Source organism: Ensifer sp. LC163 (assembly GCF_001695855.1).
GTDB lineage: Bacteria > Pseudomonadota > Alphaproteobacteria > Rhizobiales > Rhizobiaceae > Ensifer.
Genome location: NZ_MBSS01000066.1, coordinates 19,389 through 38,945 on the forward strand (window position 1 = coordinate 19,389; position 19,557 = coordinate 38,945).

The 19,557-nt window shown below is 61.6% G+C and carries 21 protein-coding genes and 1 pseudogene; 8 read left to right on the forward strand and 14 right to left on the reverse strand.

Annotation, left to right across the window (positions count from 1 at the left end; translation table 11 throughout):
• Positions 1-66: 66 nt before the first annotated feature.
• The 5 genes from BC360_RS27675 to pcaD form a co-directional block, all read right to left on the reverse strand.
• Positions 67-1,122, reverse strand: a complete 1,056-nt coding sequence (locus tag BC360_RS27675) for a 3-carboxy-cis,cis-muconate cycloisomerase (RefSeq protein ID WP_065785666.1) — start codon at positions 1,120-1,122, stop codon at positions 67-69.
• A 116-nt stretch (positions 1,123-1,238) separates the two neighbouring features.
• Complete coding sequence (gene pcaG / locus BC360_RS27680; protein ID WP_065797608.1) at positions 1,239-1,853, reverse strand: protocatechuate 3,4-dioxygenase subunit alpha; 615 nt, start codon at positions 1,851-1,853, stop codon at positions 1,239-1,241.
• Positions 1,853-2,602 carry a protocatechuate 3,4-dioxygenase subunit beta gene (pcaH, locus tag BC360_RS27685; protein WP_065797609.1) on the reverse strand — a complete coding sequence of 250 codons (750 nt, stop codon included), beginning with the start codon at positions 2,600-2,602 and terminating at the stop codon, positions 1,853-1,855. Before pcaH ends, pcaG begins: the two co-directional genes overlap by 1 nt.
• Before the next feature lie 12 nt (positions 2,603-2,614).
• Positions 2,615-3,019 carry a 4-carboxymuconolactone decarboxylase gene (gene pcaC, locus BC360_RS27690; protein ID WP_053250145.1) on the reverse strand — a complete coding sequence of 135 codons (405 nt, stop codon included), beginning with the start codon at positions 3,017-3,019 and terminating at the stop codon, positions 2,615-2,617.
• The gene (gene pcaD, locus BC360_RS27695; protein WP_065785669.1) at positions 3,012-3,824 is read right to left on the reverse strand and encodes a 3-oxoadipate enol-lactonase; all 813 of its coding nucleotides are present in this window, start codon (positions 3,822-3,824) and stop codon (positions 3,012-3,014) included. Before pcaD ends, pcaC begins: the two co-directional genes overlap by 8 nt.
• A 93-nt stretch (positions 3,825-3,917) precedes the next feature.
• Between pcaD and pcaQ the strand changes: the two genes are divergently transcribed.
• Both pcaQ and BC360_RS27705 read left to right on the forward strand, forming a co-directional pair.
• Complete coding sequence (pcaQ, locus tag BC360_RS27700; RefSeq protein ID WP_065797721.1) at positions 3,918-4,844, forward strand: pca operon transcription factor PcaQ; 927 nt, start codon at positions 3,918-3,920, stop codon at positions 4,842-4,844.
• Between the two features lie 87 nt (positions 4,845-4,931).
• A complete protein-coding gene (locus BC360_RS27705) occupies positions 4,932-5,486 on the forward strand; it encodes a GNAT family N-acetyltransferase (RefSeq protein ID WP_083222762.1) in 555 nt (184 codons plus the stop codon).
• Here BC360_RS27705 and pobA read toward each other — a convergent pair.
• Positions 5,465-6,637, reverse strand: coding sequence for a 4-hydroxybenzoate 3-monooxygenase (pobA, locus tag BC360_RS27710; protein WP_065797610.1), 1,173 nt, complete (start codon positions 6,635-6,637; stop codon positions 5,465-5,467). The genes BC360_RS27705 and pobA overlap by 22 nt on opposite strands.
• A 114-nt stretch (positions 6,638-6,751) precedes the next feature.
• On the opposite strand from pobA, the gene BC360_RS27715 reads away from it, so the two are divergent.
• On the forward strand, positions 6,752-7,639 hold the full coding sequence (locus BC360_RS27715) for a helix-turn-helix domain-containing protein (RefSeq protein WP_065797723.1): 888 nt from the start codon (positions 6,752-6,754) through the stop codon (positions 7,637-7,639).
• 411 nt (positions 7,640-8,050) lie between these two features.
• Complete coding sequence (locus BC360_RS27720; RefSeq protein WP_208858223.1) at positions 8,051-9,286, forward strand: sugar MFS transporter; 1,236 nt, start codon at positions 8,051-8,053, stop codon at positions 9,284-9,286.
• 131 nt (positions 9,287-9,417) lie between these two features.
• Here BC360_RS27720 and BC360_RS27725 read toward each other — a convergent pair whose 3' ends face one another.
• The 6 genes from BC360_RS27725 to BC360_RS27750 form a co-directional block, all read right to left on the reverse strand.
• On the reverse strand, positions 9,418-10,416 hold the full coding sequence (locus BC360_RS27725) for a ScyD/ScyE family protein (RefSeq protein ID WP_065797612.1): 999 nt from the start codon (positions 10,414-10,416) through the stop codon (positions 9,418-9,420).
• Positions 10,395-11,144: a formylglycine-generating enzyme family protein gene (locus tag BC360_RS27730; RefSeq protein ID WP_065797613.1), complete on the reverse strand. Its 750-nt coding sequence runs from the start codon at positions 11,142-11,144 to the stop codon at positions 10,395-10,397. The genes BC360_RS27725 and BC360_RS27730 overlap by 22 nt, the downstream gene beginning before the upstream one ends.
• Before the next feature lie 7 nt (positions 11,145-11,151).
• On the reverse strand, positions 11,152-12,213 hold the full coding sequence (locus tag BC360_RS27735) for an ABC transporter ATP-binding protein (RefSeq protein WP_065797614.1): 1,062 nt from the start codon (positions 12,211-12,213) through the stop codon (positions 11,152-11,154).
• A 5-nt stretch (positions 12,214-12,218) separates the two neighbouring features.
• Positions 12,219-13,088, reverse strand: coding sequence for a carbohydrate ABC transporter permease (locus BC360_RS27740; protein ID WP_139110235.1), 870 nt, complete (start codon positions 13,086-13,088; stop codon positions 12,219-12,221).
• A 2-nt stretch (positions 13,089-13,090) separates the two neighbouring features.
• Complete coding sequence (locus tag BC360_RS27745) at positions 13,091-14,014, reverse strand: carbohydrate ABC transporter permease (RefSeq protein ID WP_065797615.1); 924 nt, start codon at positions 14,012-14,014, stop codon at positions 13,091-13,093.
• A 190-nt stretch (positions 14,015-14,204) separates the two neighbouring features.
• Positions 14,205-15,464, reverse strand: a complete 1,260-nt coding sequence (locus tag BC360_RS27750) for an ABC transporter substrate-binding protein (RefSeq protein WP_065797616.1) — start codon at positions 15,462-15,464, stop codon at positions 14,205-14,207.
• 392 nt (positions 15,465-15,856) lie between these two features.
• Here BC360_RS27750 and BC360_RS27755 point away from each other — a divergent pair, with 392 nt between their 5' ends.
• The 3 genes from BC360_RS27755 (at position 15,857) to BC360_RS27765 (ending at position 17,423) form a co-directional block, all read left to right on the forward strand.
• Positions 15,857-16,135, forward strand: a complete 279-nt coding sequence (locus tag BC360_RS27755; protein ID WP_065797617.1) for a GNAT family N-acetyltransferase — start codon at positions 15,857-15,859, stop codon at positions 16,133-16,135.
• A 196-nt stretch (positions 16,136-16,331) separates the two neighbouring features.
• Positions 16,332-16,793, forward strand: coding sequence for an acyl-CoA thioesterase (locus BC360_RS27760; RefSeq protein WP_065797724.1), 462 nt, complete (start codon positions 16,332-16,334; stop codon positions 16,791-16,793).
• Between the two features lie 426 nt (positions 16,794-17,219).
• Positions 17,220-17,423, forward strand: coding sequence for a hypothetical protein (locus BC360_RS27765; RefSeq protein ID WP_065785680.1), 204 nt, complete (start codon positions 17,220-17,222; stop codon positions 17,421-17,423).
• Positions 17,424-17,503: 80 nt separating this feature from the next.
• Here the strand turns inward: BC360_RS27765 and BC360_RS32905 are convergent.
• Both BC360_RS32905 and BC360_RS27770 read right to left on the reverse strand, forming a co-directional pair.
• Positions 17,504-17,659: pseudogene (locus BC360_RS32905) on the reverse strand (sulfite oxidase-like oxidoreductase); the annotation flags it as partial.
• Positions 17,660-17,685: 26 nt separating this feature from the next.
• On the reverse strand, positions 17,686-18,441 hold the full coding sequence (locus BC360_RS27770) for an IclR family transcriptional regulator (protein ID WP_065797618.1): 756 nt from the start codon (positions 18,439-18,441) through the stop codon (positions 17,686-17,688).
• A 252-nt stretch (positions 18,442-18,693) separates the two neighbouring features.
• On the opposite strand from BC360_RS27770, the gene BC360_RS27775 reads away from it, so the two are divergent.
• Entirely contained in the window at positions 18,694-19,554 is an 861-nt protein-coding gene (locus BC360_RS27775; RefSeq protein ID WP_065797619.1) for a CoA transferase subunit A, read from the forward strand.
• Positions 19,555-19,557: the final 3 nt, after the last annotated feature.

A 19,557-nucleotide genomic window follows, 5' to 3' on the forward strand; every position in this document is an offset into this window, starting at 1 on the left:
ATGCGCAAAAAACAATAGCTTAAAGCGCAGAATGCGAATCTGAGGGATCGCAACGCGCTTTAAGCGTCAGGCGGAGCCGAGCCGCCTGATGTTGCCGGCAAGCTCAGCTGCGAGGCGCAGAGCCGCCGCGGTTGCTCCTGCCATCTGCGGCATGATCAACCATTCGAGCGTCCAGGCGGCACCGGAGCGTTCCTGCTCGTGCACCAGCGCCTGGTGGACGCCGGAAAGCTGCGTCGCATTGAAACGCGCAAGCGCCACCAGAACCTCGGCAGCGACCGGATTCTGCTTGTGCGGCATCGCCGACGATCCGCCGCCGCCCGCAAGTTCGATTTCGTCACCCTGCTGCGCCATCAGCGCAATGTCCTGCCCGAACTTGCCGAGGCTGCCTGTGACAAGCGACAGCGCGTTGGCGAAATCGGCGACTTCCGAACGCTGGCTGTGCCATTGCGGAAAATCGGCAAGCGCCAGTTCCTCGGCAAGCGTGGCGCGCACATCGTCCGCCTTATCCTTCAGCTTGTCGAGCGTGCCCGCGGCGCCGCCGAACTGGATCGCGAAGAGGTCACGGTCCATCGCCTCGAGCCGGTCCTTGTGATCGAGCAGCGGCTCGATCCAGGTGCGCAACCGATCGGACACCGTGATCGGTATCGCCGCCTGCATGCGCGTGCGGCCCATCAACATCCGCTCGCCCCATTGATCGTCGCATTCCTCCAGCACCGACACGACATCGCCAAGACGGGTGGCGAAGAGTTCGGCAACAGCCTTCATGCGCAACATCAGGCTCGTATCGATGACGTCCTGGCTGGTGGCGCCATAATGCACGTGCGCCGCTGCTTCGCCGCCAACGACTGCCCGCAACTGGCGAACCAGTTCGGGAACAACGACGCCGTCGATGGCCATGGCCCGCCGGAGCGCGGCCACATCGGGAGAAAAGCCGCGGCAGGCCTCGGTGATGCGATCAGCGGCACTTTTCGGGATGACGCCGTGGATCGCCTCAGCGCGCGCCAGCGCCGCCTCGAAGGAGAGCATCGCGTGAATGTCGGCAGCAGTCGAAAACTCGGCAGCCACCGCCTCATCGCCCAGAAGGCCGGAGAGATAGGGATGATCGAAAGCGGAATAGGTCATAGTCCCCCCGATGGTTGTCGCGATACCCGTTCGCGTTTAGACGGAATGCCACGTTCTGCTTCGAGACGTCCATGCACCAGGATGCAGCGGATCAGCCTCTGCGTGACATTCCGGTTTCAGATGTCGAGGAAGACCGTTTCCTTCTCACCCTGCAGGTGAATGTCGAAGATATAATTAGGGGCGCTGCCGGCTGCGACAAGCGTTGCAACGCGATGGCGATGCTCGACGCGCAAAAGCAGCGGATCGGCGGCATTCGCCTCCGCCTCGTCGGGGAAATACATCCGCGTGTGCAGGCCGATATTGATGCCGCGCGCAACGATCCAGAACGTGATGTGCGGCGCCATCGGCCGGCCGTCTTTGAAGGGAACGTGGCCGGGCTTGATCGTATCGAAACGAAAAAGGCCGTCTTCGGCACCGGTCGCGCACCGTCCCCAGCCGGAAAACGTCGGATCCGCCGCGCCACGCATTTCCGACGGGGAATTGTAGAGACCCGCGGCATCCGCCTGCCAGATTTCGACCAGCGCATCCCTAAGCGGCGTTCCGGTACCATCGAGCACACGGCCGCTGACGGTGATGCGTTCGCCGAGCGTCCGCTCACTGACCATCTTTGTACCGAGGTCGGCATCGTAGACGCCGTCGATGCCGCAGAAATTCGGCGTGAGGCCGATATGCACATAGGGACCGGCGGTCTGCGACGCCGTTTCCTTGAGAGTGCCGAGCGCCTGGACCATCAGTTGCCCTCCATGCGGTTCTCAAACATCGTCGAGCGGCGACCGCGCAGCACGATATCGAATTTGTAGGCCCGCGCGTCCATCGGGATGGTGTTTGCCCAATCGAGCGGCGCGATCAGTTGCTCGATCGCGCGGCGATCGGCGATCGTGTTGACGATCGGACACTTCCAGATCATCGGATCGCCCTCGAAATACATCTGGGTGATCAGCCGCTGCGCAAAGCCGTGGCCGAAAACCGAAAAGTGGATGTGGGCCGGACGCCAGTCGTTGACGCCGTTCGGCCAGGGATAGGGGCCGGGCTTGATCGTGCGGAAGGAATAGAACCCATCGTCGTCGGTGATCGTGCGGCCGCAGCCGCCGAAATTCGGATCAAGTGCAGCGAGATAGCTTTCCTTCTTGTGGCGGTAGCGCCCGCCGGCATTGGCCTGCCAGAATTCGAGCAAAGCGCCCGGAACGGCCCGTCCACGCTCGTCTAGAACCCGTCCGTGAACGATGATGCGTTCGCCGATCGCGCTTTCACCCGGCTTGGCGAAGTTGTGGATGAGATCGTTGTCGAGTTCGCCCAGCATCGAATGTCCGAACACCGGTCCGGTGATTTCGGAGATCGTGCCATCGAGCGACAGCAGGGCTTTCTGCGGCGAGCGCAGCACGGAGGTTTTGTAACCGGGCGTCAGCGCCGGGGCATGCCAGTTTCTGTCGCGGGGAAAGAAGGCGCCGGTTTCGGGCTTCCTGTTTGCTCTGTCGGACATCTGCTACTCCCGTCAGGCCGCCTTGCCGGCGTCCATTTCCGCAAAGACCTGCTTGACGATCTTGATCGCGTGGTTGGCGGCCGGAACGCCGGCATAGATCGCCACATGCAGCAGCGCCTCGCAGATGTCGTCGCGGCTGGCACCGGTATTGGCGGTGGCGCGCACATGCATGGCCACCTCCTCGTCCTGGCCGAGGGCGGCCAGAAGCGCGATCGTCACGATCGATCGCTCCCTTTTCGTCCAGGTCGGCCGTGACCAGACGTGCCCCCAGGCGGCCTCGGTGATCAGGTCCTGGAACGGCCGGTCGAAATCGGTCGAGGCCGATTGCGCGCGGTCCACATGGTTGTCGCCAAGGACGGCCCGCCGCGTCGCCATGCCCTGGCGATAGCGGTCGGAGGGCGCGAAGGCATCACTCATGGCTCTTGTCTCCATGCATTGCTATTTCAAAGAAGGCGCGCAGCACCGCGGTCAGGGCTTCCGGGTTTTCGACGCAAGGGATGTGCCCTGCATCGCGGATGACTTCGTAGCGCGCGCCGGGGATTAGGCGCGCCGTGGCAAGCACTACGTCCGGCGGCGTCGAACCGTCCTGGTCGCCGACGACGCAAAGGACGGGCACCGCGATACGGGCCGCCGCCTCGGTATAATCGGCGTCGCGGATCGCGCCGCAGGTGGCGACATAGCCGGTGACCGGCTGACGGATCAGCATGTTTCTGTAGCCGGGGAGCGCGGTGTTCTCGGGCCTGCGAAAAGCCGGCGTGAACCAGCGCTCCAGCACACCGTCGGCGATCGCCTCGATGCCGTGCTCCTCGATGGCGGCAATGCGCGTCGCCCACATTTCCGGCGTGCCGATCTTGTGGGCGGTATCGCAGAGAACGAGGGCGCGCACGAGATCCGGGCGCCGTTGATAGAGCGACTGGGCGATCAATCCGCCAACCGAAAGACCGCAGATGATCGCTTGGCTGACCGAGAGCATGTCGAGAAGGCCGGCAAGGTCATTGGCATGGTCTTCGATCGCGTAAGGGACAGGGCCGATATCGGAGAGACCGTGGCCGCGCTTATCGTAGAGGACGATGGCGTATTCGCCGGCAAGACGCACGATGACATCACGCCAGATACGAAAGTCCGTGCCGAGCGAATTGGCGAAGACCAGCACCGGCCGCTCGGCCGTCGCGCCGATGACCTGATAATGGATGGTGATGTCGTTGATGCGGGCAAACTGCACGGCACTTCTCCTCTGCAACCAAATTGTATGTTTAATCTGGTTAGGTAAAATGATATTTCACGGCATTCCATTAACTCAAGAGTTATGAATTCCATGAACGACGCCCGGGTCAAGTTTCGTCATCTGCAGACTTTTGTCGAGGTCGCGAGGCAGAAGAGCGTCATGAAGGCGGCAGAACTCCTGCATGTCAGCCAACCCGCCGTCACCAAGACGATCCGCGAGCTGGAAGAGGTTCTGGGCGTTGCCGTTTTCGAGCGCGAGGGGCGCGGCATCAAGATCACCCGCTATGGCGAGGTCTTTCTTCGCCACGCCGGTGCCGCGCTGACGGCGCTTCGCCAGGGCCTCGATTCCGTCTCGCAGGAGCGCTCCGGCGATGGCGTGCCGGTGCGGATCGGCGCTTTGCCGACGGTCTCGACGCGCATCATGCCGCGGGCGATGTCGCTTTTCCTGGAGGAGGACACCGGCGCCCGCATCAAGATCGTCACCGGCGAGAATGCCGTCCTCCTCGAACAGTTGCGGGTTGGCGACCTCGACCTCGTCGTCGGCCGGTTGGCGGCGCCGGAGAAGATGACCGGCTTCTCTTTCGAGCATCTCTATTCCGAACAGGTGGTCTTCGCCGTGCGTGCGGGACACCCGTTGCTTTCGGACGCGCAATCGGCCTTCGCCCATCTTGGTGACTACCCGGTGCTGATGCCGACGCGCGCCTCCATCATCCGCCCGTTTGTCGAACACTTTCTGATCGCCAATGGTATACCGGGCCTGCCCAACCAGATCGAAACGGTTTCCGATGCCTTCGGCCGCGCCTTCGTGCGCACCAGCGATGCAATCTGGATCATTTCTGCGGGTGTCGTCGCCAGCGATATCGAGGATGGCACGCTGGCGGTCCTGCCGATCGACACCAGCGAAACCAAAGGCCCGGTCGGCCTGACGATGCGCGCCGACGCCGTTCCATCGCTGCCGCTTTCCATCCTGATGCAGACCATCCGCGAGGCGGCATCGGACATCGCCCCGAAACCGTGACGGCGGTCCGGCATTCGACACCCGCCGCCCTTTACAAGACCTCCTCGTCAGCCGAGATTGCGGCCCCAATCATTTTGCTGAAACACCATGCCGACCGCTCCAGTCCAGCTCGAAATCTTCGCCCAACACCACATTGCCGACATGCTGGACTGGTTCCCGACCGCCGCAGCGCTCACCCAATGGGGTGGACCGGGACTTCGCTTTCCACTTGACGCGACGCAGCTCGAGGAGATGCAGGCTTCGACCTCCGGGAACGAGCCGGCGCGATGGGTGTTTTCCGGCATTGTCGATGGCAATCTTGCCGGCCACGCCCAGGTCGCACTTGATTGGGAAAATGGCGTCGGCCGTCTCGGCCGCGTGGCGATCAACCCACGGCTTCGCGGACTGGGCCTCGCCCACCCTTTTCTCCAATGCATTATCGAGCGCTTCTTCGCCGACCCGATCTTCGAGCGGCTGGAACTCAACGTCTATACGTTCAACACGGCGGCGATCCGCACCTATCTCAAACTGGGTTTTGTCGAGGAAGGTGTTCGGCGGTCTTCAGCGAGAGTTGGCGATGTCAGGTGGGACACCGCCATCTACGGCATGCTGCGCAGCGATCTCTCCGCGAAGAGCCTGCCTCAGAACGGCAGCCCGACGTAGTTTTCGGCAAGTGCCGTCGCGGCCGCGCGCGAATGGGTGAGATAATCGAGTTCGGCCTCCTGGATCTTCTGGTCGAAATCGCCGGTATCAGGGAAACGGTGAAGCATGGTTGTCATCCACCAGGAAAAACGCACCGCCTTCCACACCCTCGCCAGCGCATGCGCGGAATAGGCGTCGACACCGGCATTCGAACGGTCTTGATAGTGTTCCAGCAGCCCTTCGAAGAGGTAGTGCACGTCACTTGCCGCGAGGTTCAAGCCTTTGGCTCCGGTGGGCGGCACGATATGGGCGGCGTCTCCGACCAGGAACAGCCGACCGAAGCGCATCGGCTCGCTAACGAAGGATCGGAGCGGCGCGATCGACTTTTCGAACGACGCCCCGGTTACGAGCGCCTCGGCGTGGTGGGCCGGCAGCCGCCGCCTGAGTTCGTCCCAGAAGCGCTGATCCGTCCAGTCCTCGAGCTTCTCGTCGAGCGCGCACTGCAGGTAATATCGGCTGCGGGTCTGCGAGCGCATCGAGCAAAGGGCAAACCCGCGCGGATGATTGGCATAGATCAGTTCGTGGCTGACCGGCGCGACATCGGCAAGAATGCCGAGCCAGCCGAAGGGGTAGACCTTTTCGAAGGTGCGGATCGCCTTTTCAGGAACGGACTTTCGGCTTATCCCGTGAAATCCGTCGCAGCCGGCAATGAAATCGCAATCGATACGCTGGTTTATGCCATCCCGTTCATAGGTCACATAGGGGTTTTGCCCATCGAAATCATGCGGTGCGACATTTGCCGCCGCGTAGATCGATGGCGCGCCGGTCAGCGCCCGCTGCTCCATCAGGTCGCGCGTCAATTCCGTCTGGCCGTAGACCATCACACGCTTGCCGCCGGTCAGGCCGTAAAGGTCGATACGATGATCCCGACCATCGAAGGCCAACGAAAAGCCGTCATGCGGCAGGCCTTCGGCATGCATGCGGGCGCCGGCCTTCGCCCGGTCCATCAGGCCGACGGTTCCCTCCTCGAGCACGCCAGCCCGCACGCGCCCGAGAATGTAATCCTTGCTGACGCGATCGAGGATGACGTTGTCGATGCCGGCACCGGTTAGCAATTGCCCGAGGAGAAGACCCGATGGGCCCGAACCGATGATGACAACCTGTGTGCGCATGCTTTCCTCCCGAAACTGGCTTTTGACAAAACTCTGCGCGGGCAAGCCATCCGGCTCAATGGACATTTCGGTCAAGAAATTGCACTAATCGAACAGCGCCAATGGATGCACGTGATGAAAAGAGCGGTCCCGACCTACGAGCTTTACGGCGAAAAGTTGCGAGAACGGCCCGATTTCTGGCTGCATTGCGAAACGATCCCGTCGCGCAGCAGCCTGCATCATTGGGAGATCGGGCTGCATCGGCACGAGAGCTTCTTTCAGATCTTGTACATTGCCGGCGGATCGGGAGATGCGGTGTTCGGCGAAAGGGTGCACGCTATTCGCCCAGCGGTGATGATCACCGTGCCGCCATCGACCAGCCATGGTTTCCGTTTCTCCCGCGATATCGACGGCTTCGTGTTCACCGTTCTCGCCTCACATCTCAGGGTATCGCCCGGCGAACGCAGCCGTCTCGGCGCCTGGATGGCGACGCCGCGTCTTACCCGCCTCGACGGCAGCGACGACGGCCGCTATGTGGCGCTAACCCTAGCCCGGCTGGGTGCAGAATGGGAAGCCAGCCGGAGCCACCGCACCGACCTGCTCGATGCCTATCTGACGTCGGCGTTGACGCTGGGCGCCCGCCTCGATGAAGCGTACCCCGTCGAGGATGATGCCGCCGACACGGAGAACGAACGACGCGTCGAACATTTCCTGGGCCTCGTCCAGCAACACCATCGCTCGCACAAGCCGGCCGCATTTTATGCGCGCGAACTCGGCCTCTCGCCGACGCATCTCAATCGTATCGCCCGCAGCGTCACCGGCCAAAGCGCCCACGAGATCATCGCGCGCAAGCTGACCGACGAAGCACGGCGCGAGCTCGTCTTCACCCGTGGCAGCGTGCAGGAGATCAGTTTCCGGCTCGGCTTTGCCGATCCCGCCTATTTCTCTCGCTTCTTCCTGCGCCAGACCGGAATGACGCCCAGGGCTTGGCGGCTTGCAGAGCGGGAGAAACTGGGAGCCTGAGCGCTGACCAAATGGTGCGACCATCCCGGGGCACCGTCAAATGAGGCGGTCGCGCAAGACTTGTGTCACTGGTGGCACGGAGCGCTGGCATGATCTCGCCGATGCGGAGAACCGCGATACAACGCGGCGGCAGCACCGGCTTAATATCCGTTCGGCACTTGTGTCGCCCGTTCAAAAGTCGATCATAATACGCAGCAGAAATCGCTTAAACGCTACCAAAATCGATATCTCGCTGTATATAGCGCCCCGCAGCCCCGGGGTCTTCATGCCTCCCAAGCGTCTCCCGGGCTGCCGCCGGCTCGTCCTTCGACGGTTCCCAAGCAACGTCCCCGGCGTCAACAACAACAGAAGGTTATCACAGTGGCAGGTATCATCACCACCGGCGCTCAAGCCGCGGGCGCGGCTCCGCCCATGGAATCCGGCGCAACCGGTTACAAATTCGCCCTCTTCGCCCTTACGTCCCTCTTTTTCATGTGGGGCTTCATCACGTGCCTGAACGACATTCTCATACCGCACCTGAAGAATGTCTTTGCGCTGAACTACACACAGTCGATGCTGGTTCAGTTCTGCTTCTTCGGCGCCTACTTCATCGTGTCCTTGCCTGCTGGCGCGCTGGTCAAACGCATCTCCTATAAATGGGGCATCGTCCTTGGCCTGGTGATTGCGGCGATCGGCTGCGCGCTCTTCGTTCCAGCCGCGAGCTATCAACTCTACACACTCTTCCTTGGCGCCTTGTTCGTGCTCGCATCCGGCATCACCTTGTTGCAGGTCGCGGCCAACCCCTACGTGACCGTCCTTGGCCCGCCGGATACCGCCGCAAGCCGTCTGACCTTGACCCAGGCGTTCAACGCGCTCGGTACGACACTCGCGCCGATGTTCGGCGCATTGCTGATACTGTCGGCCGCGACCGTTGCCACGACAGATCTCGCGCCTGAGCAGCTCGGCGTGATACGGTTGGCGGAAGCAAATGCCGTCAAAGCGCCTTACATGCTGCTGGCCGCCGCCTTTCTGCTACTTGCCGCCCTTTTCGCAGCCTTGAAGCTGCCAGGCGTCGACGTTCAGGACGAGATCGAGCCCATTACGGATGGTAAATCGGCTTGGCAGTATCGTCACCTGGTGCTCGGCGCAGTGGGCATCTTCCTCTATGTGGGCGCCGAAGTGAGTATCGGCAGCTTCCTCGTCAACTTCCTCAGCCAGCCTGACATCGCCGGTCTTTCCGAGGCAGAGGCCGCGCATTACGTGTCCTATTTCTGGGGCGGCGCCATGGTCGGTCGCTTTATCGGCGCGATCGCCATGCGTTATGTCAACGACGGCAAAGCGCTCGCCCTCAACGCGGCAGCGGCAATTGCCCTGCTTTTGCTGACGGTCTTTTCAAATGGCGACACTGCAATGTGGTCGGTGCTGGCGATCGGGCTTTTCAATTCGATCATGTTTCCGACGATCTTCAGCCTCGCGCTTTACGGACTTGGAAAATACACCAGCCAAGGCTCCGGAATCCTGTGCCTGGCGATCGTCGGCGGCGCACTGCTCCCGCTGTTGCAAGGCGCCCTTGCCGACACGATCGGCATTCACCTCGCCTTCCTGATGCCCGTAGCTTGTTATGCCTATATCGCCTTCTACGGACTGAGGGGACACAGGCCCACCTGATTTGAACGGGCAAAGACGTGTCGCCGCACTGACGGCGACACGTCTTTGCCACCATCTCTTCAATGCTCGGTGCCCGGCCGTCTGTGGTGCGGCCGCATCGGCCGATGAGCATTTTCTGGTGGTCAGTGCGCCTATTCACGTGTCAGAAAATGGAGGTTGCCGCCCAGATCGGAAACGACGAGCCGTCGCTCGTCCCAGACAAGGACGGAGACCGGTCGGGTCAGGGCGTCGAGAATGATCTTTCGGCTTCCCGTCCGTGTGTCGAGCCTGACCAATCGACCGCTGCCCTTCCGGAAGCCTTCCCCTTGATCGTAGACACCGTGTTCGAGAACGAGCATCTCCCCATCGCTGTCGAAGGCGACAGCCACGGGCGCATTCAACCCTTCGACGTCGAGCCGCGGCCTTGACGCGCCGCCGGCCTCGGGGATCGAGACGATCTTTCCGGCACCGGCAAGAAAGGGAAAGCCGCCAAACAGCGCGACATAGAGGCGCCCGTCACGCAGCGCGATTCCGGTCGGCACCGCATCGACCTCATAGCTGTTCCCTTTCGCGAACTCCGTCGGTGAAAGATCCTGCAGCGCCGTCGCCGCCTCGTCCATGCGGCGGAACGTCATGATCGTGTTCTTCTTGCCGTCCGGTTGCACCCGCTCGACACTGTTTCGCGCGGCATCGATCACGTAGTAGGTACCGCCCGCCACGATGAAGTCGAACGGGTTCCAGAAATCGCTGCTGATGACGCGGACCGCGCCAGCACCATCAATCGCAATGAGGGCGTGGTCATAGGGGCCTGCGTCGGAGTTGGCAGGCGTCCACCCCTGGGCGACGACGAGGACGTCGCCGGCGCGCACGACACGGTAGGGACCGGTCGGGTCGCCGATCACGTCGAGGCCATGCGAAAAGACCGGACCGAATGCGACGAGCTTGCCCTCGGCGCCGCGGCGGTAAAGCCGGCCGCTGGCGAGATCGGTGACGAGCAGGGCCTCGCCGTCGCGTGACATGCCGGCGAACGCGGCGCCCGGCACGCGGGCGGTTTCTAGCCGGTAGCCGGGCGCCACTGCCGGCTCGGCGCCGGCGCCGGCTGCCAGGAGCAGAAGACCAGCAGCGAATATCAAGTCGCGGAGCGGGCGCATCGGAAGCCACCATTGGCCGAGAAACGGAATTCCGGATTATAGGCGAGGCGATAGGTCGTCGTAAGGTGGCGTGCATCGCTGTTCCAGGAGCCACCGCGAAGCACCCGGTATAGTCCCGCACCTTTCGCGGCGGGCCAACCTTCGTAGGGCGCGTAAATATCGCTGGTCCACTCCCAGACATTGCCGACGAGATTGAGGACACCCTCTCGGCTTGCGCCATCAGCGAAGGACTCCGCTGGCGCGGTCATCGGATAACCGTCGCGCGCGTCGCCGGAGCAGCAGATATCTGCGCCGGAATTTGCCCGCACCAAGTCCCTAGGGGCCGAGCCCCACGGAAATGCGCTGCCCGTCGTTCCGCGTGCCGCTCTCTCGTATTGTTGCTCCGACGGCAGCGCCAACCCGTAGTGACGGCAAAAAGCATCGGCGTCTCCCCAGTTCACCCCGACGACCGGCCGGTTGTCCAATCCCAGAACCGGGTGATTTGCGTAGAAGGCCGGGCGGTGACCGGTCTCACCGACGAAGCGTCCGTATTGCCGGTTCGTGATCTCGGTACGGTTGATCGCAAACGCCCGACCCTCCAGCACGCGGCGCGGGCGTTCGTTTTCGGGGCCGTCGTCGCGACCGAAGACGAACGCGCCGGCAGGAATTTCGATCAGCGGATTGCCGTCGATGGGGCCGCCGGCATCGGCCGCGGCCGCGCGGAATGTCACGGTGATCACGATCACCATCCAGATGTCAGAAGTCGACACGGTATTGAGTCTCTCCGTCGAACAGAAACACGCGGTCTGTCGCGACCTTCGCGCCGATCCGCTGATCGATCTGGCCTGCGAAGTTCTTGTCGGCGCGCAAGGTCATCAGCTGGCCGCCCAATTGCAGGCTGACAAGCGTGTTCTCGCCGGTGAGCTCCACCGAATAGATCGGCGCGACCAGATTGATGTCGGCATCCTCGGCTCCGGCCGCATGGACATCCTCTGGGCGGACACCGAGGACGGCGCGCGAGATGTCTGCCCGGCCGAGACCCGCCACCCTGAGGCCGGCCCTAACGAACACACCGTTTTTCACTTCCCCCGGAATCAGATTCATTGGCGGCGAGCCGATAAACCCGGCAACGAAGAGGGTGCGCGGATCGTTGTAGATTTCCTTCGGCGTTCCGAGCTGCTCGATCACGCCTTTGTTCATCACGGCCACGCGGTGAGCGAGTGTCATCGCCTCTATCTGGTCGTGGGTGACATAGATCGTCGTAACCTGCAGCTCATGCTGTAGGTGTTTCAGCTCCGCACGCATTTGGGTGCGAAGCTTGGCATCGAGATTGGAAAGCGGCTCGTCCATCAGAAAGACACGTGGCGTGCGGACGATGGCGCGGGCGAGTGCGACGCGCTGGCGCTGGCCACCGGAGAGCTCCTTCGGCAGACGCGACAACATCGAGTCGAGTTCCACGCGCCGCGCGACCTCGGCTATTCGACGCTTGTATTCGGCCGGGGGCACTTTGCGGATCTTCAGCGGGTAGCCGATATTGTCCTCGACAGTGAGGTGCGGATACAAGGCATAGGACTGGAAGACCATCGCGACGTCGCGGTACTTGGGCAGGACACCGTTGATGCGGTCGGTCTCGATGTAGATATCGCCGGACGTGGCCTCCTCGAGACCCGCGACCATGCGCATTGTCGTCGTCTTGCCGCAACCGGAGGGTCCGAGCAGAACGAGAAACTCCTTGTCTTTGATCTCGAGGTTGAAATTGCTCACGGCGACGAACTCGCCGAACTTCTTAGAGACGTTGATGAACGTGACGGACGCCATAGGTCTCAACCTTTGACGGCGCCCAGGGACAGTCCCCGGACGAGATGCTTCTGGACGATGAAGGCGAAGATGACGATCGGCACACAGGCCATGAAGCCCGCCGCGCTGATTTCGCCCCAATAGGTGCTGTATTGCGTCACCCGCCCGGCAATGCCGATCGGCAGGGTCTGCGACTGCTCGGTGAGCGTGATGATGAGGGAAAGCAGGAACTCGTTCCACGAGATGATCAGGCAGAAGATGGCGGTGGCCGCAAGCCCCGGCCTGGCGAGAGGCAACGCCACGTGCAGGAACGCGCCCCACCGGGTGTCACCGTCGACGATCGCGGCCTCCTCCAGCTCGACCGGCAGGTCCTGGAAGTAGCTCTTCATCATCCAGGTCGCAAACGGCAGATTGAAGGCGGTGTAGGCGACAATGAGCGCCGACTTCGTGTTGAGCATGTCGAAGTAGTTGAAGAACAGGTAGAGCGGAATGATGCTGACGATAGGAGGCATCATGCGCGTCGAGAGTATCCAGAACGAGATCTGCTTTCGCCACTGCCATGGATAACTGAACCGCGCCAAGGCATAGCCGGCCATGGTGCCGAAGACCACGGAAACAATGGTCGTTCCAACGGCCACGAGAAAGCTGTTCAGTGCGTAGCGCAAGAACGGGCGCTGGATGAACGCCTCGTCATAGTGCTTCAGCGTCGGGTTCCGGGGCAGCCACTCCGGCGGCACGGCGAAGATGTCGATATCAAATTTGAACGAGTTCGCCGCGATCCAATAGACGGGAAAAAGCGTGATGACCAGCGCGGCAAGGATCGTCAGATAGGCCGCCAGACGGATGAACACCTCCCTGGCGCGGCTGTGTGCTTGTATGGTTGTCGCTATCGTCATGGTTATTCCGCCAGCCGCATGCGCTTCATGAACCAGGTGCTGAGAACGATCGTCACGAACAGCACGAACAGCGATATCGCCGCCGCGTAGCCGGGATCGGCGAAACGGTAGGCAACCTGATAGATATAGAGGCTCAAGACCTTGGTCCGGTCGGCCGGGCCTCCTCCCGTCAGAATGAAGACCAGATCGAACAGACGCAGCGCATCCATGACGCGCAGGAGCAAGGCAATGGCGATGACCGGTTTGAGGAAGGGCAGCGTCAGATCCCAGAACTGCCGCCAGGACGAGGCGCCGTCGAGTGCGGCGGCCTCGTAAGGCTCGACCGGCAGGCTGGCTAGCCCCGCCAACATCAGGAGGAATATGAACGGTGTCCATTGCCAGACATCGGCGACGATGATCGAGAACATCGCGAGGTTCACGTCACCCGCCCAGGCCTGCAATGGAAGGCCAAGGCGATACATGATTTCGTTGAGGACGCCGAACTGAGGCTCATAGATGAGCTTCCATGTGATCGCGACGGCGACCGGCGGCAGCATCATGGGAACCATCAGGACAGTTTTCAGAAAGGTCAGCCGGCGGATGAATTTATCGAGCAGCAGAGCCAGGCCGAGACCGAGGAGGAATTCGGTCGTCACTGCCACGACTGTGAAGACGGTCGTGTTCCAGAGCGCGACGTGAAATTGGGCGTCGGAAAGAAGTCGGGCGAAATTGTCGGCGCCGACGAACTCCCAGGGCAGATCGGGGTTCGGGCTGATTTTGTGAACCGCGGCATAGAACATGTAGAGGCTGGGAAAGATCGTCAGCCCGAGCAATATCAGGACCGTCGGCGCAAGCATGAGGAAGCGCAAATGGCGCTCTGCCCACCGCTCCAGACCACCACCTGGTCGAAGCTGCGCGGCCAATGTTTCCTTTTCGGACTTCAACATTGGTCCCTCCCGCCCGATCGTCCTCAGCGCGTTCAATTGAACGCGCTGAGGACGATCGGGCACCTTGAATCTAGGGCATCTCATCCGCTTTCAATCATTCCACTTGAAAGCGGTATGCTCACCGCAGACGATTGCCGGCGCCGTGACACGAGAGCGGGGTCGGAAGACCCCGCTCCGCATGAGCCGCTGCCTATTTAAGCCCGGTGATCTGTTCGACTGCCGCCTGGGCGTTTTTAAGGGCCTCTTCCGGTGTGATCGTACCCGCGACGGCCTTGGAAAGCTCGATGCCGAAGGCATTCTCGATCTCCGGCCACTTCGGATGACGTGGACGAGGCGTCGAGGCCTGGATCGCCTCCATCAAGACCGGATAATGCCGGAACTGTTCCTGCGAGGTCAGTTCCGGATCGGTGAAGACCGAGGCTCGGACAGGCGGATTGCCGCGCGTGGCGGAAATCTTGATCTGCTCAGGCGAGGTCGCCCACACCATGAAGTCGAAGGCTTCCTGCTTGTTCTTGGAGGCCGCCATTATGCCCATGGTCCAGTGGCCAATTTCCGAGCTGCCCGGTTTCGTTCCAGCGGGAATGGGGCTGTAAGAGATCTTGCCGACCATCTTCGACTGGCTAGGATCTTCAAAGGTCGCAACCCAATTCGGCCAGTTGATCGATGAGGCGGCCGCACCGGCGGCAAGCGCCGTGCCGACCTCGTTGGCATTGTAGCTCTCGACTCCCTTCGGCGAGACGTCGCGCAGCGCCATGAATGTCTTCATGGCCGTGGCCCCTTCGGACGTGTCGATCGTTACCTTGGTTCGGTCGGCATTGAACAGATCGGCGCCATAGGACCAGAAGATCGGCATGAAATCGGCAACCACGGGATTGCCCTGGCCGCCGCGGAAGACGTAGCCGAAGTAACGGCCACCTCCGCCTTCGGTCAGCTTGCGGCTTGCGTTCAGCACGTCATCCCAGGTCTTCGGGGCCTCGACCCCGGCTTCCTTGTACTTGGCGGCGTCGTAGAAGAACATCTGCGCGTTCCCGACATAGGGCAGGCACACATAGGGTCCTGTATTGTAGGGGTTGCGGCATACCGCTAGCGACTTCGAAAGAAAATCGCTGTCCGGTCCCTCCATTCCGGCGTTCTTGAAGAAAACCGTCAGATCCTCGAGATGTCCGTTCTCGGCAAAAAACGGAATCCACGGGTCGTCCATCAGGATGATATCGAAGACGCCAGACTTGGTAGCGCCAGCATTGGCGCCCTGTTCGAAAACATTGGCATAAGGCGCCTGGACGGCCTCCACCTTTGCGCCCTTCATCTTCGAGTAGTCGGCGGCGGCGGCTCTAAGGCCGTCGCCCTCGCTGCCCGACGGCACGAGGATCGTGATGTCGCCCCACGCGGCTCCAGCGATTGCAATTGCAGACGCTGCAGCAGCCAAGGTGAGAAACAGTTTGCGAACCATTGTACACCTCCCATTCCCAGTTGTTATCGAAAGGCCACTTTCGCGTAGGGGGGCCTCACCCTATCCGGCATGGCGGAGATGCGATCTCAACGTCCATGCGAACCGACATGCGACAAGTTGAAACGTTGTCCGGCATTTCCTCGTGCCGACGCTGCTCCCAAAGCCGATTTTACCACATCAGGAGCATTAATTAGAGAGGTTGCATTAGCGTTCGCTACGATTGCATCCTGCGTGATCAAGGAGGTTCGGAATTGGCAGGACAACATCGCAATTCTCAATTCCCGAACACCGTCTTACGTTCGCCCAGGTCGGAATGTGATCTCAATCGATAGGAATGCAGGGACTGTACCGGCCGAGATCCGGATCATCCCCGGTGCGATTGGAGATAGGAAATGCACGATCAACTTCGGGAAAATGTCGCGGCATCACGCTTCGAGCTTGCCATCGGCGGCGAGATGGCTGTTGCCTATTATCGCAAGGAGGACGGCAGGATCGTCCTGACCCATACGGAGGTTCCGCCGGCGCTTTCCGGACAGGGCTTCGGCACACGGCTGGCCCGTGAGGTCTTCGAGACGCTCCGCCAAAGGCAAGCTCGCATTATCGCCAAATGCCCGTTCATGGCCGCCTTCGCGGTAAAGCATCCGGAATATAGCACGATGCTCGACGGTTAGATGTCGACCATGCTGGCCCGCCGCGTGCGATTGGCCAGCTTCGGTCCTACGGTTGCCGAGCGAGCCGGACGCCTCACTGACCGCTGGACCATGGCTTGGAATGCTGGCATCGTCGCCCGTGCATCGGTCCAGAAGGGCTGCGATTATCTTAGAGGGAGTTGCCGTGGAAGCCGGGCATGACACCAGCGAGCTTGAAATGGTCGTCTTGATGACGCCCGACATGGCCAACTTCAGCGGCAAGGTCCACGGCGGCGCCCTGCTCAATCTTCTCGACCGCGTCGCGTTTTCCTGCGCCTCGCGCTATTCGCAGGAGTATGCGGTGACCCTGTCGGTGGACCAGGTCGTCTTTCGCCAGCCAATCCACGTCGGGGAACTGGTGACCTTTCGCGCCTCGATCAATCATGCCGGGCGAACCTCGATGGAAGTCGGGATCCGCGTCGAAGCAGAAAACATCCGGACCGGCGAGCGCAGACACACGAACTCCTGCTATTTCACCATGGTTGCCGTCGATGCCGAGGGGCGTCCGACCAATGTTCCGCCTTATAATCCCGCAACCAGCATCCGAAGACGACGCCAGCGTGCGGCGGAGGTCAGGAGAAATTTGCGGCGTGAGTTCGAGGCCCGCTTTCAAGCCGCCGGTTCGCCCACCGAATGCTGACCGCCCATTCCGTGTCCTGACTTATCGGTTTCGCCCTGCGTCGGAGCCAAGGTCACTTTTTGCAACAATGCCCTGTAAAGGCCACTCCTGAGTTTGGGCCGGCAGCTTGATGGTGTATGTTTCGCCGGCCGAAGTTGAATGCCAGGCGGAGTGGCACGCCTCATAGCCTGCGCATGGGCAGGCGGCTGGCCCCTCAAACCTGCTGAAGCCCTTAGTGTATGTTCGGCGTCTTCGGCGGTGTGGTTCCCGCGTATATTTGCCGAGAGCACGCCACCGCATTCTGAAGACCACAGTGACGCGTTCAAAGTCATCGCGCCGAGTTCTGCATCTGGCGCCGTTTTCGTGAACAAGCGAAGCCACCTAGCAACGCCTGCCGCCGCGGGAAACCAACACCGTCGTTGCGGGCTCCAGATATAGGAGATTCAAATGTCCACATCGCAGACGGGACTTCAGTTTACAGAGGGTGTCGCCAACGGCGAGGTCCGCTACGATCTGGAGGATTTCATCCGGGCGTCCGGCATTCCGCCGCGCGAGGCCTACGAGATGTTCACGAAATACGGGCCCTACAAGTCGGACCTTGACCCTTTGATCAAGGCCCGGGCCGAACAGCATATGGATTTGATGAAGTAAAGCCTGCTACCTCGCCCCCGGTTGCGGCGGATAGCGGAGCGCAACGGGCGCCTCGCTAAACCGAGAACAACGCCCGGTCGTCAGTCAGCGGAATAACGCTCCTCAAGCCAGGGGTCGCCACGCATGTGGTAACCATTGCGCTCCCAGAAGCCGGCCTCGTCGCCGGCTCGAAAATCAATGCGCGTCCGCTATTTCGCGCCCTTCCAGAGATAGCGATGCGGCACGACGAGCCGCACCGCTGAACACTTTTGCGCGACACGCTTCAGCGCAGCACGATCCGCAAAGCCGCCTGCGTCTCCTTGAGGAGCGGCAGATAGCGCTCGACCATTTCGGCAGCCGGCACATGGGCGGCCGGCGCACCGATGTTGAGTGCCGCCACGATCTGGTTGCGGTCGTTTTGAAGCGGAACGGCGATGGAGCAAAGGCCGATTTCCAGCTCCTGGTCGATGATGGCATAGCCTTGGTGACGCACGCGGCCGATCTCGGCCATCAGTTCCTCCGTGTCAGTCCTCGTGTAAGGCGTGTTCGCCTTGAGGTCGGAGCGGGCGAGCACCTCCCTCGCCTGCGGCTCGGGCAAGGCGGCGAGCCACACGCGCCCCATCGAGGCGCAATAGGCGGGAAGCCGGGAGCCCGGCATCAGGCTGATCGACATCACCCGCCTCTGCGAGGCGCGCGCGATGTAGACGATCTCCGTGCCGTCGAGCACCGAGGCAGAGGCACTCTGTCCGGCCCTTTCCGAGAGCTGGTCGAGATAGGGCTGGACAATCGCCGGCAAGGGCGTCGCCGAGAGATAAGCATGCCCGAGCCGCAGGATCTTCGGCGTCAGCGAAAAGAACTTTCCGTCGTAGTCGGCATAGCCGAGTTCCGAGAGCGTCAGCAGCGATCGGCGTACGGTCGCCCGGTCCAGTCCGGTGATCTTTGCCGCCTCGGTGATCGTCAACTTCTGCTGCGTCTCGCCAAATGCCTCGATGACGGTCAACCCGCGGGCAAAACCGCTGACGAAATCGGTTTCTCTCATCGTTCTTCCCCAATCTAACAGCATTCATCGTGTGCGATATACGAACAAATGTCAAATAACGCACAAAGTGTTTGACGCTCGGCTTTTTTGAGAGCCTATTTCGGGCCATCGCAGGCAAGGGGAGGCCTCCCGCCGGCTCACGCTCGAGCAATGGAGACCACCGGAGACGACGCGACGGCTCTTTCCATCCGTCGGCAGACAACCATGCTCCCGCCGACTTGGCGGCAGCGCTCAAATCAGAAGAGAGGAAACATGGCGAAGATCGTTTCACTCGCCGAGGCCGTCGGCGACAATGTCAGAGATGGCGACACCGTTGCCATGGAGGGCTTCACCCATCTGATCCCCTATGCCGCTGGACATGAGGTGATCCGCCAGGGTCGCAAGGACCTGTTTCTCGTCCGCATGACGCCGGACATTCTCTATGATCAGCTGATCGGCGTCGGCGCTGCGCGTGGCATGAAATTCTCCTGGGGCGGCAATCCGGGTGTCGGCTCCCTGCACCGCTTCCGCGATGCGGTTGAAAACCAGTGGCCGCGCCCGCTGGAAATCGAAGAACATTCCCATGCGGCGATGGCCAATGCCTACGAGGCTGGTGCCGCCAACCTGCCGTTTGCGATGCTGCGCGGCTATATCGGCGCCGACCTGCCGAAGGTGAACCCGAACATCAAGCAGGTCACCTGCCCGTTTACCTCAGAAGTGCTTGCCGCCGTTCCGGCGATCCGGCCCGACGTGACCATCATCCATGCCCAGCGTGCCGACCGGAAGGGCAATGTGCTCATCGAAGGGATCGTCGGCGTGCAGAAGGAGGCGGTGCTTGCGGCCAGGCGTTCTATCGTCACGGTCGAGGAAATCGTCGACGAGCTTGCACCACCGTCGCCCAACTCGGTTGTCCTGCCCACCTGGGCTGTCACCGCGGTCTCACAGGTACCAGGCGGCGCCTTCCCCTCCTACGCCCACGGCTACTATCCACGCTCGAATGCCTTCTACATCGGCTGGGATGAAATCGCCCGCGACCGCGAAAGCTTTACCGCCTGGATCAAGGAGAACGTGCTCGAGGCTGGGCCGGAAGATTTTGCACGACACGCCGGCAAGAAGCCGGCGAAAGCCGCTTAAGGA